Raw genomic sequence first — 16908 nt, 5'->3', positions numbered from 1 at the left:
AATCGAAGGCGGTAACGTCACATTCTGGCGAAGGCTGTGCTTTGCCCATTTTCAATTGTGTGACGGTGCTCACAGCGCCTTAAAGGCCCATTGCGTAGCATCAGTCCAGTTCCCTTAGGAGATCTTCGATGGCTTCCACCGATACGCTGACCGCGGGACTGCAGGAGCAGCCCCTCTCCCCCGAACTTCTGCGCAAAATGGACGCCTACTGGCGTGCAGCCAATTACCTCTCCGTCGGCCAGATTTATCTCAAGGACAATCCTATGCTGGATCGTCCGCTCACCATCGAGGACACCAAGCCGCGCCTGCTGGGCCACTGGGGCACTACGCCTGGACTCAATTTTCTGTATGTGCATCTGAACCGTATCATTCGCGAGCGCGAGCAGAAGCTGATGTACATCATCGGCCCCGGCCATGGGGGTCCCGGTCTTACGGCCAATACCTATCTTGAAGGCTCCTACACTGAGCTTTATCCGAACATCGAGCGCGACCGCGACGGCATCAAGCGGCTCTTCCGCCAGTTCTCCTGGCCGTATGGCGTGCCCAGCCACGTTGCGCCGGAGACGCCCGGCTCCATCCACGAGGGCGGCGAGCTTGGCTATTCGCTGGTGCATGCCTTCGGCGCGGCCTACGATAATCCAGACCTCGTGGTGGCCTGTATTGTCGGCGATGGCGAATCCGAGACCGGGCCGCTGGCGACCAGCTGGCACTCGAACAAGTTTCTAAATCCGATCACCGACGGTGCGGTGCTGCCGATTCTGCACCTGAACGGCTACAAGATCGCGAACCCCACGGTGCTGGCACGCATTCCGGAGAGTGAGCTCGAAAGCCTGCTGCGCGGCTACGGTTACAAGCCCTACTTCATCACCGGGCATGAGCCGGCCATCATGCATCAGCAGATGGCGGCGCTGATGGATGTGGTCTTCGACGAGATCAAGGCGATTCAGCAGCATGCTCGCGAGAAGAACGACGCTACCCGCCCGGCATGGCCGATGATCGTGATGCGCACGCCCAAAGGCTGGACCGGGCCGAAGTTTGTGGACGGCAAGCCGGTCGAGGGTACGTGGCGTGCCCATCAGGTGCCGCTGGCTGATGTGCGCGACACGCCCGAGCACCTGAAGCAGCTCGAAGACTGGATGCGCAGCTACAAGCCCGAAGAGCTTTTCGATGCGCAAGGCACCTTCAAGGCCGAGTACGCCGACATTGCTCCCAAGGGCGAGTTGCGCATGGGCATGACGCCCCACGCCAACGGCGGCCTGCTGCTGCAGCCCCTGCGCCTGCCCGACTTCTGCGACTATGAGGTGAAGTTCCCCTCAAACGGTGCGGTGGATGTCGAGGCGACCAAGGTGCTCGGCGACTATCTGCGCGATGTGGTGCAGTCGAACCTGGCGCACAGCAATTTCCGCGTCTTCGGCCCGGATGAGACGGCGTCGAATCGTCTGCAGGATATCTACCAGGTCAGCGGCAAGCGCTGGATCGCCGAAACCGAAGCCGTGGATGAGAACCTGACGCCCACCGGCCGAGTGATGGAAGTGCTCAGCGAGCATATGTGCCAGGGTTGGCTTGAGGGCTATCTGCTCACCGGCCGCCATGGCTTCTTCTCCTGCTATGAGGCCTTCATCCACATCATCGACTCGATGTTCAATCAGCACGCGAAGTGGTTGAAGGTCACACGCAATATCCCGTGGCGCAAGCCCATCGCGTCACTCAACTACCTGCTCTCGTCGCACGTCTGGCGGCAGGATCATAACGGCTTCAGCCACCAGGACCCGGGCTTCATCGATCACGTGGCCAGCAAGAAGTCGGACATCGTGCGCATCTATCTTCCGCCCGATGCGAACACGCTGCTCTCTGTCGCCGACCACTGCCTGCGCAGCCGCAACTATGTGAACCTGATCATTGCTGGCAAGCAGCCTGCACCGGTTTGGATCAACATGGACGATGCGATCCGCCACTGCACGGTGGGTGCGGGTATCTGGCACTGGGCTTCGAATGACGGCGGCGGCGAGCCGGATGTGGTAATGGCCTGTGCCGGGGATGTGCCGACGCTTGAGACGCTGGCTGCCGTCAGCATCCTGCGCCAGAGAATTCCGGAGCTGAAGATCCGCGTCGTCAACGTCGTTGACCTGATGTGCCTGCAGCCCGATACCGAGCATCCGCACGGCCTGCCGGATGAGGACTTCGATCGCATGTTCACCAAGGACAAGCCGTGTATCTTCGCCTACCATGGCTATCCGCGATTGGTGCACACGTTAACCTATCGCCGCACGAATCACGACAACATTCATGTGCGCGGCTATAAGGAAGAGGGCACGACGACCACACCGTTCGATATGTGCGTGCTCAACGACCTTGACCGCTTCCGCCTGGTCCTCGATGTGGTTCTGCGCACGCCGAGTCTTACGCATCTGCGCGAGGAGACCACGCAGTGGTTCTATAGCAAGCGGCAAGACCACAAACTCTACGTCTCGCAGTACGGCGAGGATATGCCCGAGGTGCGTGACTGGCGCTGGAGCGGGAAGGCGCACACCTCCGCCAGTCTCGATACAGGCGGGGACAACGCATGAGCGATGTCCCTATCCTTGCCATCAACAGTGGTTCTTCCACGCTGAAGTTCGGTCTCTTCTCGCTTGAAAATGGCGAGGAGAGGCCGCTTCTGCGTGGATCGGCCGAGGGTATTGGAAAAGACGGCGGCAAGCTCGAGGTATTCGACGGAGCAGGAAAGCTGCTCCACCACGAAGACCGCAAGTACGCTTCGCAGCGTGAGGCTCTCGAGCATTTGACCGAGACGCTGAACCAGCTACACGAGCCAAAGCCTGGTGCCGTGGGACATCGTGTGGTGCATGGCGGTGCGAAGCTCCGCGACCATGCTCGTATTGACGACAAGGTGCTGGCCACGCTCGACGCGGCCGTGCACTTTGCTCCGCTGCATATTCCTACCTCGATCGAGTTGATCCGCGCGGCCCAGAGCGTTTATCCAGGCATCCCGCAGTTCGCCTGCTTCGACACGGCTTTTCACCAGACGATGCCGGAAGAGGCATGGCACTATCCGCTTCCGGAGACGTTCGTCACGGAAGGCGTGCGGCGGTACGGCTTCCATGGATTGTCGTATGCCTCCATCGTGCACACGCTGGGTGGCGCGCTGAAGCCGCGCGCGGTGATCGCTCACCTCGGCAATGGAGCCAGCCTCTGCGCCGTGCGCGATGGCAAGTCCGTCGACACGAGCATGGGGATGACTCCTACGGGCGGCATTCCCATGGGGACGCGCACCGGTGATCTCGATCCCGGTGTGCTGCTGTACCTCATGCGTGTTCACCATCTCGACGACCAGGCGCTCGAGTCGCTGCTGAATCACGACTCCGGGCTGAAAGCTCTTGGCGGAGACAGCGATATGCGCAAGCTGGACGAGGCTGCGGGAAAGGGAAGCCATGAGGCTGCTCTTGCCATCGAGATCTTCTGCCGCGCCGTTGCGCGTACGGTCGCGGCCTTTGCCGTCTCGCTGGGCGGGCTCGATCAGCTCATCTTTGCCGGCGGTATCGGTGAGCACAGCGCTTCAGTTCGCGCCAATGTCGCAGATAAGCTCGCATGGCTTGGCGTGCAACTTGACGATGCCCGCAATCGCGACGCCGCGAAGGTGATTTCGGAAGAGGGAGAGCCGATCGAGGTTCTCATCGTGGGGAGCGAGGAAGAGGCGCAGATAGCCCGCGAGGTGCGCAGGCTTTTGTAGTGCTTAGCTTGCGAGGGAAGCGGCTTGTTATTCCGACTGGAGCGAGGCAGCTTTATCGCCCCACCGAGCGCATCTGCCGAACCAGTCCTTCGAGCAGCCGTTCCGGTTTCGCGTCCGGCTCGAGCGTGATCCCCATCTTTGCCGTCATCTGCCGTGCCAGCTTGTCGGCGATGCCGGCGCGTGTCTCCAGGTCCATATCTAAAATGCGGGCAAAGAAGCGCTCCATCACCAGCAGGTCGTCGGATGAGAGCCGCGCCACGGCGTCGGCCGGGAATTCTGCTTCCGGTGGAGCGAAGCTGGTGGTTTCCGTGGGAGGCGTAAAGAGAGAAGCGGTGAGCGTGCGCGATCCCGTGCCGCCCCATATCGGTTCCTCGGTGCGTCGCTCATGCACGACCAGCGTTCCTGCCGCCATGTCGCCCAGGCGCTTGTGCTGGCGGTTCGAGACCATGGCGACTACTCCTACCAGGTACATGCCTGGGAGCATGTCGACAATCCGGATCAGGTTCCGTGTCATCGATTCGAAGAAGGTGATCTGCCGGCCCGAATCCTGGATCACGCGCAGTTTGCACAGACGCTTGCCTGGAGTCTGCCCGTTCCAGAATGCTTCGAAGAGCGCGAAGTAGCCCCAGTACATCAGGAAATGGATGAGGATCAGGATGGCGATCAGCCACTTCTCGCCGCTGTGCGACATCTGCCCGGCCGGAGTCTTCGGCGCGGCCGAGACCAGCAGCACAAATACCAGCACGATGATCAGATACACCACGGCCTGCACCACGCAATCGGTGAAGAGCGCCAGGAAGCGGCTGCCCACCCCGGCCACCGGGAAGCGCAGCGCCACCTGCTCAGGCGTATCGATCGTCAGCAGATCCGCGTTCAGCGCGGACTCGGCAGAATAGCGGTCAGCAAATGCCATCAGTCGAGTTTTACCCGAACTCCCTGCTCGCTGTCTCGAAAAACCAGCGGGACTGCTATGCTGATCGCAACTGCCGGAGCTTTTTCCTGCCCGGTGGAGTACGCATGACCTCCGATCGCCTCATCTCACATCGTTGGATCGAACAGCGGCAGGGCTCCTGGTCCCGGCTGGAAAGCATCACCCGGCAGGTGGAGAGCTCCGGCATCCGCACGCTTCCTCCGGCCGAGCTGCGCGAGTTCGGGCTTCTCTATCGCCAGGTCGCCTCCGATCTCTCCGCCGTGCGCTCCGACCGCGCCGCGGTTGCACTTGAGGATCACCTCAACGGGCTGCTTAGCCGTGCTCATAACCACATCTACACCGGACGTAAATCCGGTTTCGGCTCCATCTTCCGCTTTCTGGCTTTCGATTATCCGCGGATCTTCCGCCGGCTCTTTCCCTGGGTCGCAGCGTCTACGCTCATCTTCCTGGCCGGAGCGGTACTGGGCACGCTGCTCACCCTCGTCCGTCCGGAGTTCATGCGTACCATGCTCGGTCCGCAGATGCTCGAGACCATTGCGCAACATCGCATGTGGACGCAGTCCATTGTCTCCATGAAGCCCCAGGCTTCGAGCGCCATCCTCACCAACAACATTGGCGTCGCGTTCATGGCCTTTGCCGGAGGCATCGTCGGCACGCTTGGCAGCATCTGGCTGCTCTTCCAGAACGGCCTGCAATTCGGCGTCATCAGTACTGCCTGCTCGCAGGCGCACATGGCGCTCGATCTCTTCAGCTTCGTCGCTGCTCATGGCTCGCTGGAGCTGCCCAGTATCTTCATCGCCGGCGGAGCCGGTCTTCGCCTGGGCGCGGCGCTGATCTTTCCCGGCATGCTCTCCCGCCGCGACGCGCTGGCCGAGGGCGGGCGGGAGGCAATTCGCCTGCTCTCCGGCGTGGTGCCGCTGCTGATCATCGCCGGCATGCTCGAAGGCTTTCTCTCGCCTTCAGGCGCGCCTGTCGCACTCAAGTTCACCGTAGGAGCTGCGCTCTTCAGCCTGCTCTGCTTCTGGCTTGCCGAGGGAGGCCGCTCGCGGACTCCTGCGGAGGCTCACCTGGGCGGTAACAGCGAATAGGCGTCGCTCGAGGGCGTTCCATCCCACATCATCCTGTTGTTCCTGCTCTCGGCAACCTGCCAGAGAAAGCGATTATCGGCGTAGATGCGCCATTCGGAGATTCTGCCCGAACGCACTACCGCCTGCCACGCAGATGGCGTGCGCCAGCGCTGATCCTTGTCGGCCCGTCCGCCTGTCGCATGCGTGCCCATGGCCAGTCCGGTGATGACGGCGAGATTGCCGCTGGCAAAGGACTGCTCAACTTCGATCGAGTAGTCGGGGAACCAGGTGAAATAGGCGCGCATGCAGCGCTGCAGCGGCTTCCTGCCGTGCATGCGGTTGCCTTCGGCATCGATGAACAGAAGGTCTTCGGTGGTGAGGCTCTCGAAATTCGACATGTCGTGCAGGTTGATCATGTCGATGAACGCAAGTGCGATATCGGCTGGCGTGATCTTCATAGGGGGAGGGCTGCTGTCTGCAGCGTCTCACCTTCCGCAGGAGCGCGGCACATCTTTCAGGAATGCACGAGCACCAAGGTCATGATGCGGTGTCGAAATGAAATCCGCTATGGGGTATCCGGCAGTTTGTACGCCACCTGGATATAGTGCCGCGCCTCGTTCAGTGCTCCCGCCGTGTTGTCATTGGTCTGGATCGCCTGCCGGTACTCGGTGATCGCGCGATCCCGCTGCCCGGTGATGTCGAAGATCTTGCCGATCTGCACGTGGCTCCAGACCTCTGTCCACTTCGGGTCTCCGTCGCCGCGCAGGCAGTCGCGGTAGGAGTTTACCGCCGACTGGAAGTTGTGCTGGTTGAAGAAGACCTCGGCAATGCGGTAGCTCGCCAGTGAGCTTTGCGGATTGGCTTCGAGCGCCTTGTGGAACTCGTCGAGGCCGCCGCTGATGTCGCCCTGTGCGATCAGCTGCTGGCCCTTCAGGATCGATACCCGCACCTGCATGTCCGGCGTGGTCTTGAGTACCCAGTTGTCCGGATCGATGCGCACTTTGCGAGGACGTCCGAAGGTGTCGACCACGTATTGCGAATCGGTGCCCACCACGTTGATTTTCTTCGTCTCTGTCTTGCCCTCGGTCTCGATTTCGAGGGTCACCGGCATGTTGAAGAGATCCAGATCCTGCTGGATTTCGCCAATGGTACGGAAGCCGCGGTTATTTCCCAGGCGGTAGACGGCATATTTATTGGTGAAGTTCGGTGCCCCGGTACCGTCCAGCCACTGCGCGAAGAAAGGTGTGAGCTGCTGCTGCGACTGCGCTTCGGCAATCTTCTCGAAGTCGCTTGTCCGGATGCTCTTGTCCTTGTACTCGGTGAGCGTCTCGCGCAGAATCTTGCTGAAGCTATCATCTCCCACCATGCCGCGCAGCATGTGATAGACCATGCCTCCTTTATCCAGCGTCATCGACTGGAACTCGGGCGAGAAGACATTCAACCGCCCTGCGCTGGTCAGCGGAATCGTGTCATAGGCCAGCGCCGCCGCCTCCACATCCAGGATGGCTGTGTCCAGCGCGGAGCGCCCGGCCGCGTCTTCGAGATACATCAGTTCGCCGTAGCGCGCCATGCCGTTGACGATCCACTCGTCGTTCATCGAGGCCGGACTGATCTCGCTGCCCCACCACTGGTGCGCGATGGTGTTGGCCAGCAGGCGATAGTCACCCTTGCCTCCGATACGGTTGCCCGCTACGGTTGCAATCTCCGGCGCCCAGAAGACTGGCACCGTGTCGTTCGGCAGCTCGACCACGTTGATCTGGTTCGACTCCGGCAGTCCGAAGGCGGAGGTGAAGAAGGCGAAGACACGCAGCGTCTCCTGTGCGTAGTCTTCGGCGGCAGCCTTGTGCGCTGCCGTTGTGTAGATATGGATATTCGGGGCTGGAGAAACCGCTGGCTCGAACTTTCCGGCGAGGATGGTGCCGGGGAAGCCGGGCTTGTCCCAGTTGAAGTCGTATTCTGTTTCGCCGCCATCCGCCGGCTTGCCCTGGCCCTGTCGTCCGCTGCCCACCACTGTGTATCCGGCCGGCACCTTGACGTGGACTGCCGCGGTGAAACGGTCGGTCTGGTAGCCCGTCATCGGGAACCACCGCCCGGCATAGAGCAGGTAGGTGATCGGATCGCCGATGTAGGCCAGCTTCAGTCCTTCCACCGGTCCGCCCGCATCATTTTCGAGCGATCCGCCATAGGTGAAGGTCCAGGTGTAGCTTTTGCCCTGCTCCAGCGGCGTTGCGGGGGTAATGCGTAGCGAGGCCTCGGCCCCGCGCTCGCCGCTCAGCGCGATATTGGTCGAGTCGGTCACCTTTTCGACACGCAGCGCCCCGTGCAGGTCAAAGATCACTGTGTCCACCGGGGCCAGCGCCTTGAAGGTCACCTTGGCCGTCGCCGTCAGCGTGTGCTCCGCAGGGTGAATCTCGGCATCGATGGTGTAGCCCGTTACGTCGATCGTCGGTTTTTCCGCGGCAAAGAGCTGCGCGGGGCGGCCCGGGAACAGGACCGCAACCAGGACCAGGACCAGCATTGAGCGACGTACCAGCGTTTGTCCCACCGACCCCATCCCCTGCGTCTCCTCCGACAGATTTCGAGCCTTTAATCCCGTGTCCCGGCTGCTTTTGCCTGCAGCATCTGGCTGGTCACGCGAGCCACACGATCGATGGCCGTTGCTTCCTCTTGTCCTTCGGCCTTGAGCATATCCGATATCGCCTGCAGCCCGCTCAACATCCGTTCCCGGTCATTTCCATCCCGCAACAAGGGCTCGAGCTCAGCGACAGCCCGCTCGGCGGTAAAGTCGTCCTGGATCAGCTCCGGCACCAGCCGCTTTTCTGCGATCAGGTTCACCATCGCTACGTGGGGAACATCTACCACCCGTTTGGCTACCGCGTAGGTTGCCGGGGATACGCGGTAGACCACCAGGAACGGATTTCCGATCAGCGCCGCTTCCACGGTTGCTGTACCGCTCGCTACCAGGCTGCCGCGGGCATGTAGCAGCGTGCCCCGGGCATCGTCGGTTACCGCGACCTTTGCGTTTACCGGAACCGTAGCCAGAATCTCCTTGACCGTCTCTCTGTGTGCTGCTGTCAGTGTGGCGGCCAGCGGCAGCACGAACTCGTAATCGCCACGGCCTGCCAGCAGCGCGGCCGCCCGCAGCATTTCCGGTAGGTTCAGGCGGATTTCTTTGCCCCGGCTGCCCGGCAGCAGGCCAATCCACTGCTTGGACGGGTCTAAACCCCAACATGTCGCGAAAGTCTCGCGCGTAACCACGGGTAGCGGCAGTTCTGCCAGCGGATGCCCGACAAACTGCGCTTCTACCCCGCGCTCACGATAAAAGTTCTCCTCGAAGGGGAAGATCACCAGCATCCGGTCGACATAGCGCTGCACCTCGCGGATGCGGTACTTCTTCCAGGCCCAGAGCTGCGGTGAAACAAAATAAATCACCGGCACGCCGGCGCGATGCAGGTGCCTGGCCAGCGAAAGATTGACGTCGGGAAAGTCGATCAGCACCGCCGCATCCGGCCGCTCGGTCCGGATCGATGCTTTCAGCCGGCGGTATTCGCCATAAATACGCGGCATGTGCCGGATGACCTCGGTGATCCCCATGACCGCCACGTCTTCAGCTTTCACGATCCGCCGGAAGCCGAGTGTCTCCATGCGCTGCCCGCCCAGGCCGAAGAACTCCGCCTGCGGTACCAGCCGCCGGATGGCCGGGATCAGCAACGTGCCGTAGTGCTCGCCGCTCGCCTCGCCTGCGGAGATAAAGATTTTGGGTGCTCCGCTCATTCCCATCCGTGCCCTATCTTCTGTCCGATCGTTGCACACTACAAGTTATGGCGGAGCTGCAGTGGGCGGCTCCGCCGTTCGTAGTTAGCTGTCCTTGCGGTAAAGCAGATCGCGGATCGCCTTCCGGCGCTCGGCATTGATCTCGCTGGTGCTGTCCAGCGCATCCGCCGCCGTCTGGCCTCCGCCGGAGGCGTCAGGCTCATCATTCACGCTGCAGTCCCAGCAGCGGTTGGCGAAGCCTGGCTTGTCCGGCCTCAGTTCGAACTCTTCTCCGCATACGATGCATGTCTTGATTGGAAATGGCATTGCTCATCTATTTTATGACCGTTTGCGGCCGGATGACGCACCCTGCGCCCGGCCTTTTATACTCAGAAAAAGCCCAGAACAGGTTGGCGGCGTCCCGCGGCCGGCAGTTCGCAGGAGAGATCACCATGGCTGCACTTATCGACGCCATCGACGTCAAGCGCAAGGACTTTTTCGAGATCGAAGGCACGCCGTTCTACTGCCTCGACGTGGAAGTCTCCACCCCCACCGCCCGCGGTGGCCAGACCCTGGTTCGCATCAAGATGCGGAACCTTCTCACCCAGGCCGTCTTCGATAAGACATTCAAGGCCGGCGAGAAGTTCAAGGAACCCGATCTCGAGGTCGTTCCTTCCTCTTTTCTCTATTCCGATGGCGAAGGCTCCCACTTTCTCGACCAGGAGAGCTTCGAGACTCTTACCCTCAATGAGTCCATGATCGGCAATGCCAAGGACTACCTGCTCGAGGGGCTGATTGTGAAAGTTCACAAATTCAATGGAAACCCTATCGGTCTTGAGCTGCCGCAGTATGTCGAGCTGACTGTGACCTATGCCGAGCCGGGCGCCAAAGGCAACTCGGCAAGCGGTTCGGTGACCAAGAACGTCAAGGTCGAAACCGGCATCGAAGTTGCAGTTCCACTCTTTATCAAGGAAGGCGAGAAAGTCCGCGTTTCGACCGAGACCGGCGAGTTCAACGGCCGGGCCTAAGCGGATTCTGGCTGCAAAGTCAAAAGCGGCTGCCCTGTTCAGGCGCAGCCGCTTTTTCTTCTTCAGAGAAATCCACTCTACGGAGTAATTTTCTCGACAGCGCCTGTGTGAGTGGCCTCAAAGCTCTCAACCTTCTGCTTGCAGCCTTCCTGTAGCTGAGTCTGCTGACGGTCTGAGATCTTTGCACATACGAAGATTCCCGACTGGCTCGGCCCCCGCTCGCAAACACCCGCAGACCCAGACCTAACCCCGCGATCATAGTAGGTGCAGGCCAGCGCCGCATCCTCTTCGGAGATGGCCGGGGCATTCGCATCACCCTTGAATGGAACAGTGAGCGTTGTCCTGACTGTGGCGGTGCTTCCGTCGATCGAAAACGGCGTAAAACTCCACCGGATTACAGCTTCCAGTGCTGCGCTCTGCAGCATGGGCGGCCCGCTCACGATGTGCGCCTGGATCACTTTTCCACTCTCATCAATGGTGACGGCAACGGCAACCTCGCCATCGATATGGGCTGCTCTTGCTATGGGAGGATAGGCAGGCTCCTGGTGAGCAAGCAGATGCTGGCGCGCTTCGGACTCAGTGACAGCAGGAGCAGAAACTTGCGTAGCCGTCTGTTGTATCTCCGCTGTTGCACGGTTTGCCGCGAAACCGGCAAGCACCAGCAATGCTCCGGCAAGGATCGCTCCGGTCGCGAACAGTGAGAGCGCAGTTCGGCGTGAAGGGGTTTGTGTAGATGGTCCGTAAAGCAGGCGTTGTATGCGCATGGTGAGCTGTCCTCCGTTGGCTGCAAGTGCAAAGGTTTCCGGGCTCCGCTGCTCTTCGAGGAGATAGAGTGCCCTGGCATAGAGCAGTGGCGATCCGCTGATCGCAACGGCGACATCGTCGCAGCACAGTTCGCGTTCGCGGCGAATCTGCCGCGAAGTCCACCAGACTGCGGGGTGATAAAACAGCACTGCTTCGGCTGCCACCTGCAAAAGGTTCACCTGGTAATCTTTTCTGCGGATATGTGCGAGCTCGTGCGCCAGCAGCGCTTCCATCTGCTCTGGAGACAGGCCTATCACGCAGGTGAGCGGCAGCAGCACTACCGGTCGCAGCCACCCCACGACCATCGGCGTCGTTACTCTTGCCGAGAGAAAGATGCGGAAGGCAGGCTCCATGCCGAGCTTTTGCGCCGTCCTCATTGCTGACGCCACAATGGAATCCGGCGCCGGCAGCAGCGACTGCTTCTTCAACCGGTCCGCCGCCAGGCTGGCGGCAGCCATCCTGGCCAGAGCCAGCAGCACACCGGCTATCCAGGCGGTGAGAATCCACGGCATCTCGCGGTCTGCGGCCGTGGTCAACTCGTCCGCCAGTCTCCATGGCGCAGCGGAGCCGGGCAGGGGTTGAGCAGATGCTTCGGATGCCACGGATGCGCCGGTCTCATACGTAAACCTGCTGCTGTTTTGCCCCGCAAGATACACGACGGTGAGAAGTGGGCAGAGCAGCATCGCAGCGAGCGTCGCACAGCACACTGCATAGCGGAGGCGCGGCGTAGCGTTCTTTACTGCACCAAGCCATGCGCCCAGCAGCAGGCCGAGCAGCGCGCCCTGCCAGACAAAGTGCAGCAGACTCCAACCCAGCAGGGGAAGGAAGGATGCGATGTGCCCTGTGATGGTCATTTTGATTTCTCCTCGAATGCATGGAGCATCTCGCGAATCTCCGCCAGCTCGTTCTTCGAAACCGGTTTTGCTGCAAGCGCGCCCATGACCAGGCTTTTCGCCGAGCCGGAGAATGCCTTCTGCACCAGTTCAGTAATCAGCCGGTGCTGCGTCTGCTCACGCGGATACCTGGCTTCATAGAGGTGCGATCGATAGCGCTCATTCCGCACCAGCAGCTCCTTCTCGACCATCATCTGCATCTGCTTCAGGATCGTCGTGTAGCCCGTCTGCTGGTCGCGCAGGGCTTCGTGCACCTCGCGGACGGTCAGGGGGGTGCCGGCCTCCCAGAGAATCTGCAGAATTCTGAGCTCGGCTTCGGTGGGGAGCGGTGCTGGCTGCGGAGAGTGCTGTCTGCTGACCATGGCAGCCATCTTTGTACGAAAATAATCGTATGTCAACGAAAAAAATCGTACTGGAGAAAACATGTCGCCACCCTACAAGGGGCTTCCTTCTCTATTCCGGCAAATCTAAGATGGTTTCAAAATGCTCCTCAATGCCACCCTGCTGATTCAAGACGTGCAGCTGCTCTGCTTCACTGTCGTCTTTGGAGCGCTGGCGCTCCAGCGATGGAGCGACCCGATGCGGCGGTGGATTTTCTATAGCTTTCTGGCCAATTCCGCGGGCGCCATCATCGATCTTGGCGCCGCCCATCTTCCACTTTGGATCACCCACGCCCTCAACCAGGAGATGATCCCGCTCTCCTATTGCCTGCTGAATATCGCGCTCGTAGCTTTCACCCGCCGCAGGAACACCGCTGTCTGGATCTCGGTTGCATTTCTCGTGCTTTCGTTCCCCGTTTTCCTTGCGTGGATGCACCGTCCAGCTGCAACCTGGAGCGACGCTCTCGGTGATCTGGTGATCGCGCTGGAGTCCATCGTCGCGTATACCTTGCTCTTCCTCAGCCGGGAAGCTTCTACGCGCGTTCCCCGCCTGCTGCTAGGCTGGTTCTTTATCTTGTTCACGATTGTCGAGATGGCCCGTGTCTATGTGGCCTTCGTTCTGCATGGCGATCCCGATGTCACTACGCCCCGGCTGCAGGTGATCAGCGTCGTCATTTATATCGCCAACGTGTCCCTGCTCCCGCTCACCTTTCTCTGGATGATGCAGGCACGCACCGAAGATCATCTTCTGCACCAGAGCATCATCGACCCTCTTACCGGGGTCCTCAATCGCCGCGGGCTCGATCAGGCACTTAGCCGGGAGCTCGCGCGATCGCAGCGTTTTGGCTATCCACTTACGCTTGCGATCCTGGATCTCGATTACTTCAAGGCGGTGAATGACCGGCATGGGCATGCCGTGGGCGATGCGATTCTGCACGGAGTCGCGGGCTTCCTGGTGCAGCGCATTCGCCAGACGGATACGCTGGCCCGTCTCGGTGGCGAGGAGTTTCTCCTCATGCTGCCTCATGTCGATCTGCTGGCCTCCGGCAATCTTGTGGAGCAGATCTGCCGCAGCCTGCGTGAGTGGCCCAGCTTTACGCCCGATGGTGAGCATCGCATCACCGCCAGTTTCGGCGTTGCCAGCACTTCGGCACAGCGTCCGCTTACTGCAGAGCAGTTACTGCGCGAAGCCGACATTGCGCTTTACCAGGCAAAGGCCGAAGGCCGCGATCGCGTCTGCTTCTACAGTCCTGACGATGCCGTGCTGCCCAGTTGAGCCCATACATCTTCCGGCTGTTGTGCTCGGCGCTGAAAAGGAATCCAATCAGGAGCGAGGAGCTATATGAGCATCATCATTGCCCCGCCTTTCACCGATCCTGAGCTGGCCGAGCAGAAGGTTCAGCTTGCCGAAGACCTCTGGAACACACGCGATCCTGAACGCGTTGCACTGGCTTATACCGAGGACACGGTATGGCGCAATCGCGCGGAATTCCTGCAGGGACGCCATGAGGTGGTTGCGTTTCTCACCCGCAAATGGCAGCGTGAGCTCGGCTATCGTCTCAAGAAGGAGTTGTGGGGATTTCGCGGCAACCGCATGGCCGTGAAGTTTCAATACGAATGGCACGATGACAGCGGAAGCTGGTATCGCAGCTATGGCAATGAGCTCTGGGAGTTCGCTCCCTCCGGTCTCATGCAGAGGCGGGAGGCCAGCATCAACGATCTGCCGATCCGAGAGAGCGAACGCCAGTTGCGCTGATCGCTGTCAGGGGCGGATGTTCAGCCCGATACCACGCCCGTTCGGAGTGGAGACGGCTGAGAGGCTGAAGTGGCCCCAGTCGCTCCGCTCCGATCGCCGATGCATGACGTATCCGCCGATAAAATAGCCGAGGCCCGCGCCTACCAGAACGTCAGAGGGGAAGTGGTCGCGCGCCATCACGCGCGAACCGGAAACCCCGGTGGCCAGCGAGTAGACGATCAGCCGCGTGGCCCAGCCGTTGTACTCGCTGGCGACCACATGCGCGAATGACCACACCAGTACCGAGTGATCAGAGGGCATCGACTGGCCATCGGGCCATGTTCTCAGCCCATGCGGCCAGAAGCGCCCCGTGCCGTCGCCTTCGAGCGGCGTCTGCCGGTCAATGGCATAGCCCAGGCCGGTGTTCAGGATGATCGAATCCGCCATCGCCTCGCCTGCCAGCACCGCGGTTTCGCGCAGGTGATCGTTATGCGTCATGCTGCCGGCGATGTATCCCACCCCCACGGCCGCCGAGGGGCCATAAATTCCGCCATAGTCCGAGAAGCGGCCGAAATCCTTTTCCCGCGTGGGATGTACCCCTACGGCCTCGAGAGCGTTTTGGTCCTGGTCGAGCGCTACGCCTGTGGCGACTCCGAAGGGAACTACCCAGTAAAGTGCATTGCTATTGACATGGAAAGGCGCCGTGACAATGCCGGCCTCATCCTGTGCGACATGCAGCGCGCATACCTGCAGATGGGTCAGGCCGCAGTCCGGCTGCGTTGTCGTGGTCTGTGCGGCAGCCAGAGTGGCTGTCGCCAGAAGGAGCAATGCAAAAGAGCGAAGAGACATGGACTTCGATGCTACACGACGCATCTCTCGAGTCAGTCATCTTCGCTCTGTGATGGCCGTTCGCCGTTATTCGTAAAAACGAATCACGGCAGTTACATTTTCGTGGCCCATCTCTTCGGCGGCTCGCTGGTATACGGCAGATGCCGCATCGGCGATCGGCGTTTTCTCATTGCCGGTCGTCTGCTTGAAGTAGCGGAAATCCTTTGCCAGCAGGGCATTGGTGAAGCGTGGAGCATAGTCCTGCGCCAGCATCAGTCTGGACATGCCAGCGGCTAGTGGACTACACACCGGCATGGTCGCCAGCAAGTCCATGGTCTTATGCGTGTCGAGCCCCTGCTTGCCGAGAAAGCCCAGCATCTCAGCCCATGCCGTGATCTGAATGCCCATCAGCGCATTGACCGCCAGCTTCAACGCTGCGCCCTGTCCGCTCGCGCCCACGTGGTGCGTCGGGCCGATTGCTGAGAGTACCGGCTTTACCGTTTCGAACGCCTCAGTATCTCCGCCGGCCATGACTACCAGTTGCCGTCCCTCCGCCTGAGGCAGGGAGCCGGAGACCGGTGCATCCACCAGCGCCACGCCGCGTGCGGAAGCCTTCTCTTTCAGCTTCGCTACCCACTCCGGCGTCAGCGTGCTCATTTCTACCGCAATCGATCCTGCGTTCATGCCTGCCAGGGCGCCGGTTGCTTCGTCAGTCCAGAGATCGGAGGAGACCACATCATCCGTAACCATCGCGATGACAATTTCCGCACCGTCTGCCGCACTCTTCGGTGAGTTGGCCTGCCGCGCTCCTGCTTTGACCAGATCCTCTGCCGCAGAAGCGGTGCGGTTCCATACCGTCAGTTCGAATCCTGCGTCGAGGATGTTCTTTGCCATGCGCGAACCCATCGCGCCCAGCCCCAGGAAGGCAATCTTCGTCATGCTGTGCTCCGCTCCTTGTCTGTTTTCAGTGGAAGTTAGTAGGCGCTCTTAACCACGCCGCCATCCACGCGCACCGGCGCGCCGTTTGTCGCACTGGCCTGCTCGCTGCACAGGTACACGGCCATTGCCGCTACTTCTTCGACCCTGGCCAGCCGCTTGATCAGACTCGAGGGGCGCGCGTCGCGGATAAAGTCTTTCTCCACCTGCTCGGGTGTGATGCCTTTGTCCTTCGCAATCTTCGCAACCATTGCAGTTACACCTTCGCTCTCCGTAGGGCCCGGAAGCAGGCTGTTCACTGTGACGCCGCTGCCCGGAATCGTTTCTGCGATACCGCGCGCCAATGCGATTTGTGCCGCTTTCGTGACGCCGTAGTGCACCATCTCTTCCGGGATCTGGATGCCACTCTCGCTGGAGATGAAGAGTACTCGGCCCCACTTGCGCTCAAGCATGCCGGGCAGATATTGCCGCGTTACGCGCACGCCACTCAGCACATTTGTCTCAAGGAATCGCAGCCATTCTGCATCTTCGATTTCAAGGAATGGTTTCGTTTCGAAGATGCCAAGGTTGTTCACCAGAATGTCGATGTCCTTTACTTCGGCAAACAGCTTTTTTGCGCCTTCTGCGGTAGCGAGATCGGCTGCTACGCCCTTCGCATCGCCTTTTACCTGCAGCAAAGCCTCATCCACACGCGCCTGTGTGCGTCCGTTTATCCATACCGTTGCGCCTTCGGCGGCCAGCTCTTTCGCAATCGCCAGGCCAATGCCGGCAGTCGATCCAGTCACCAGAGCGCGCTTGCCCTTCAGCCCCAAATCCATGATCTGAC

At 60.6% G+C, this 16908-nt stretch carries 16 protein-coding genes; 6 read left to right on the top strand and 10 right to left on the bottom strand.

The features are described from left to right. Positions 1 to 128: 128 nt before the first annotated feature. Together ESZ00_RS01860 and ESZ00_RS01855 are read left to right on the top strand one after the other, a co-directional pair. Positions 129 to 2567: a phosphoketolase family protein gene (locus ESZ00_RS01860; RefSeq protein WP_129206468.1), complete on the top strand. Its 2439-nt coding sequence runs from the start codon at positions 129 to 131 to the stop codon at positions 2565 to 2567. Next, positions 2564 to 3727, top strand: coding sequence for an acetate/propionate family kinase (locus tag ESZ00_RS01855; protein ID WP_129206467.1), 1164 nt, complete (start codon positions 2564 to 2566; stop codon positions 3725 to 3727). Before ESZ00_RS01860 ends, ESZ00_RS01855 begins: the two co-directional genes overlap by 4 nt. 52 nt (positions 3728 to 3779) lie before the next feature. Here ESZ00_RS01855 and ESZ00_RS01850 read toward each other — a convergent pair whose 3' ends face one another. Next, entirely contained in the window at positions 3780 to 4640 is an 861-nt protein-coding gene (locus tag ESZ00_RS01850) for an RDD family protein (protein ID WP_129206466.1), read from the bottom strand. A 104-nt stretch (positions 4641 to 4744) separates the two neighbouring features. Here ESZ00_RS01850 and ESZ00_RS01845 point away from each other — a divergent pair, with 104 nt between their 5' ends. Continuing rightward, the gene (locus ESZ00_RS01845) at positions 4745 to 5746 is read left to right on the top strand and encodes a stage II sporulation protein M (RefSeq protein WP_129206465.1); all 1002 of its coding nucleotides are present in this window, start codon (positions 4745 to 4747) and stop codon (positions 5744 to 5746) included. Here ESZ00_RS01845 and ESZ00_RS01840 read toward each other — a convergent pair. The 4 genes from ESZ00_RS01840 to ESZ00_RS01825 all read right to left on the bottom strand — a co-directional run bounded on the left by ESZ00_RS01840 (position 5722) and on the right by ESZ00_RS01825 (position 9805). Beyond that, complete coding sequence (locus ESZ00_RS01840) at positions 5722 to 6183, bottom strand: nuclear transport factor 2 family protein (RefSeq protein WP_129206464.1); 462 nt, start codon at positions 6181 to 6183, stop codon at positions 5722 to 5724. The genes ESZ00_RS01845 and ESZ00_RS01840 overlap by 25 nt on opposite strands. Positions 6184 to 6290: 107 nt before the next feature. Further along, positions 6291 to 8279, bottom strand: coding sequence for a M1 family aminopeptidase (locus tag ESZ00_RS01835; protein WP_129206463.1), 1989 nt, complete (start codon positions 8277 to 8279; stop codon positions 6291 to 6293). Between the two features lie 32 nt (positions 8280 to 8311). Next, the gene (gene lpxB, locus ESZ00_RS01830) at positions 8312 to 9499 is read right to left on the bottom strand and encodes a lipid-A-disaccharide synthase (protein WP_129206462.1); all 1188 of its coding nucleotides are present in this window, start codon (positions 9497 to 9499) and stop codon (positions 8312 to 8314) included. A gap of 84 nt (positions 9500 to 9583) precedes the next feature. Next, positions 9584 to 9805: a hypothetical protein gene (locus ESZ00_RS01825; protein WP_129206461.1), complete on the bottom strand. Its 222-nt coding sequence runs from the start codon at positions 9803 to 9805 to the stop codon at positions 9584 to 9586. A gap of 125 nt (positions 9806 to 9930) precedes the next feature. On the opposite strand from ESZ00_RS01825, the gene ESZ00_RS01820 reads away from it, so the two are divergent. Then, on the top strand, positions 9931 to 10506 hold the full coding sequence (locus tag ESZ00_RS01820; protein WP_129206460.1) for an elongation factor P: 576 nt from the start codon (positions 9931 to 9933) through the stop codon (positions 10504 to 10506). Positions 10507 to 10583: 77 nt separating this feature from the next. Here the strand turns inward: ESZ00_RS01820 and ESZ00_RS01815 are convergent, their stop codons facing one another. Together ESZ00_RS01815 and ESZ00_RS01810 are read right to left on the bottom strand one after the other, a co-directional pair. Beyond that, positions 10584 to 12164 (bottom strand): M56 family metallopeptidase, encoded by a 1581-nt coding sequence (locus tag ESZ00_RS01815; RefSeq protein ID WP_129206459.1) that lies wholly within the window; start codon positions 12162 to 12164, stop codon positions 10584 to 10586. Beyond that, positions 12161 to 12565: a BlaI/MecI/CopY family transcriptional regulator gene (locus tag ESZ00_RS01810; RefSeq protein ID WP_129206458.1), complete on the bottom strand. Its 405-nt coding sequence runs from the start codon at positions 12563 to 12565 to the stop codon at positions 12161 to 12163. Before ESZ00_RS01810 ends, ESZ00_RS01815 begins: the two co-directional genes overlap by 4 nt. 121 nt (positions 12566 to 12686) lie before the next feature. Between ESZ00_RS01810 and ESZ00_RS01805 the strand changes: the two genes are divergently transcribed. Together ESZ00_RS01805 and ESZ00_RS01800 are read left to right on the top strand one after the other, a co-directional pair. After that, positions 12687 to 13859: a GGDEF domain-containing protein gene (locus ESZ00_RS01805; RefSeq protein ID WP_129206457.1), complete on the top strand. Its 1173-nt coding sequence runs from the start codon at positions 12687 to 12689 to the stop codon at positions 13857 to 13859. A 66-nt stretch (positions 13860 to 13925) separates the two neighbouring features. Next, positions 13926 to 14339, top strand: coding sequence for a nuclear transport factor 2 family protein (locus ESZ00_RS01800; RefSeq protein ID WP_129206456.1), 414 nt, complete (start codon positions 13926 to 13928; stop codon positions 14337 to 14339). A gap of 6 nt (positions 14340 to 14345) precedes the next feature. Here ESZ00_RS01800 and ESZ00_RS01795 read toward each other — a convergent pair whose 3' ends face one another. From ESZ00_RS01795 to ESZ00_RS01785, 3 genes are all read right to left on the bottom strand, one after another. Then, on the bottom strand, positions 14346 to 15167 hold the full coding sequence (locus tag ESZ00_RS01795; protein ID WP_164981291.1) for a phosphatase PAP2 family protein: 822 nt from the start codon (positions 15165 to 15167) through the stop codon (positions 14346 to 14348). Between the two features lie 66 nt (positions 15168 to 15233). Next, the gene (locus ESZ00_RS01790) at positions 15234 to 16085 is read right to left on the bottom strand and encodes an NAD(P)-dependent oxidoreductase (protein WP_129206454.1); all 852 of its coding nucleotides are present in this window, start codon (positions 16083 to 16085) and stop codon (positions 15234 to 15236) included. A gap of 35 nt (positions 16086 to 16120) precedes the next feature. Continuing rightward, the gene (locus tag ESZ00_RS01785; RefSeq protein WP_129206453.1) at positions 16121 to 16900 is read right to left on the bottom strand and encodes an SDR family NAD(P)-dependent oxidoreductase; all 780 of its coding nucleotides are present in this window, start codon (positions 16898 to 16900) and stop codon (positions 16121 to 16123) included. Between the last annotated feature and the right edge of the window lie 8 nt (positions 16901 to 16908).

Source organism: Silvibacterium dinghuense (assembly GCF_004123295.1).
GTDB classification, from domain to species: Bacteria; Acidobacteriota; Terriglobia; order Terriglobales; family Acidobacteriaceae; genus Silvibacterium; species Silvibacterium dinghuense.
This window is presented reverse-complemented; position numbering and strand designations above follow the sequence as displayed.

What these genes read in the sequence shown, in the direction of transcription:
- ESZ00_RS01860 (WP_129206468.1), top strand. Translation starts at nt 129, where the DNA reads ATGGCTTCCACCGATACGCTGACCGCGGGACTGCAGGAGCAGCCCCTC.
- ESZ00_RS01855 (WP_129206467.1), top strand. Translation starts at nt 2,564, where the DNA reads ATGAGCGATGTCCCTATCCTTGCCATCAACAGTGGTTCTTCCACGCTG.
- ESZ00_RS01850 (WP_129206466.1), bottom strand. Translation starts at nt 4,640, where the DNA reads ATGGCATTTGCTGACCGCTATTCTGCCGAGTCCGCGCTGAACGCGGAT.
- ESZ00_RS01845 (WP_129206465.1), top strand. Translation starts at nt 4,745, where the DNA reads ATGACCTCCGATCGCCTCATCTCACATCGTTGGATCGAACAGCGGCAG.
- ESZ00_RS01840 (WP_129206464.1), bottom strand. Translation starts at nt 6,183, where the DNA reads ATGAAGATCACGCCAGCCGATATCGCACTTGCGTTCATCGACATGATC.
- ESZ00_RS01835 (WP_129206463.1), bottom strand. Translation starts at nt 8,279, where the DNA reads ATGGGGTCGGTGGGACAAACGCTGGTACGTCGCTCAATGCTGGTCCTG.
- lpxB (WP_129206462.1), bottom strand. Translation starts at nt 9,499, where the DNA reads ATGAGCGGAGCACCCAAAATCTTTATCTCCGCAGGCGAGGCGAGCGGC.
- ESZ00_RS01825 (WP_129206461.1), bottom strand. Translation starts at nt 9,805, where the DNA reads ATGCCATTTCCAATCAAGACATGCATCGTATGCGGAGAAGAGTTCGAA.
- ESZ00_RS01820 (WP_129206460.1), top strand. Translation starts at nt 9,931, where the DNA reads ATGGCTGCACTTATCGACGCCATCGACGTCAAGCGCAAGGACTTTTTC.
- ESZ00_RS01815 (WP_129206459.1), bottom strand. Translation starts at nt 12,164, where the DNA reads ATGACCATCACAGGGCACATCGCATCCTTCCTTCCCCTGCTGGGTTGG.
- ESZ00_RS01810 (WP_129206458.1), bottom strand. Translation starts at nt 12,565, where the DNA reads ATGGTCAGCAGACAGCACTCTCCGCAGCCAGCACCGCTCCCCACCGAA.
- ESZ00_RS01805 (WP_129206457.1), top strand. Translation starts at nt 12,687, where the DNA reads ATGCTCCTCAATGCCACCCTGCTGATTCAAGACGTGCAGCTGCTCTGC.
- ESZ00_RS01800 (WP_129206456.1), top strand. Translation starts at nt 13,926, where the DNA reads ATGAGCATCATCATTGCCCCGCCTTTCACCGATCCTGAGCTGGCCGAG.
- ESZ00_RS01795 (WP_164981291.1), bottom strand. Translation starts at nt 15,167, where the DNA reads ATGTCTCTTCGCTCTTTTGCATTGCTCCTTCTGGCGACAGCCACTCTG.
- ESZ00_RS01790 (WP_129206454.1), bottom strand. Translation starts at nt 16,085, where the DNA reads ATGACGAAGATTGCCTTCCTGGGGCTGGGCGCGATGGGTTCGCGCATG.
- ESZ00_RS01785 (WP_129206453.1), bottom strand. Translation starts at nt 16,900, where the DNA reads ATGGATTTGGGGCTGAAGGGCAAGCGCGCTCTGGTGACTGGATCGACT.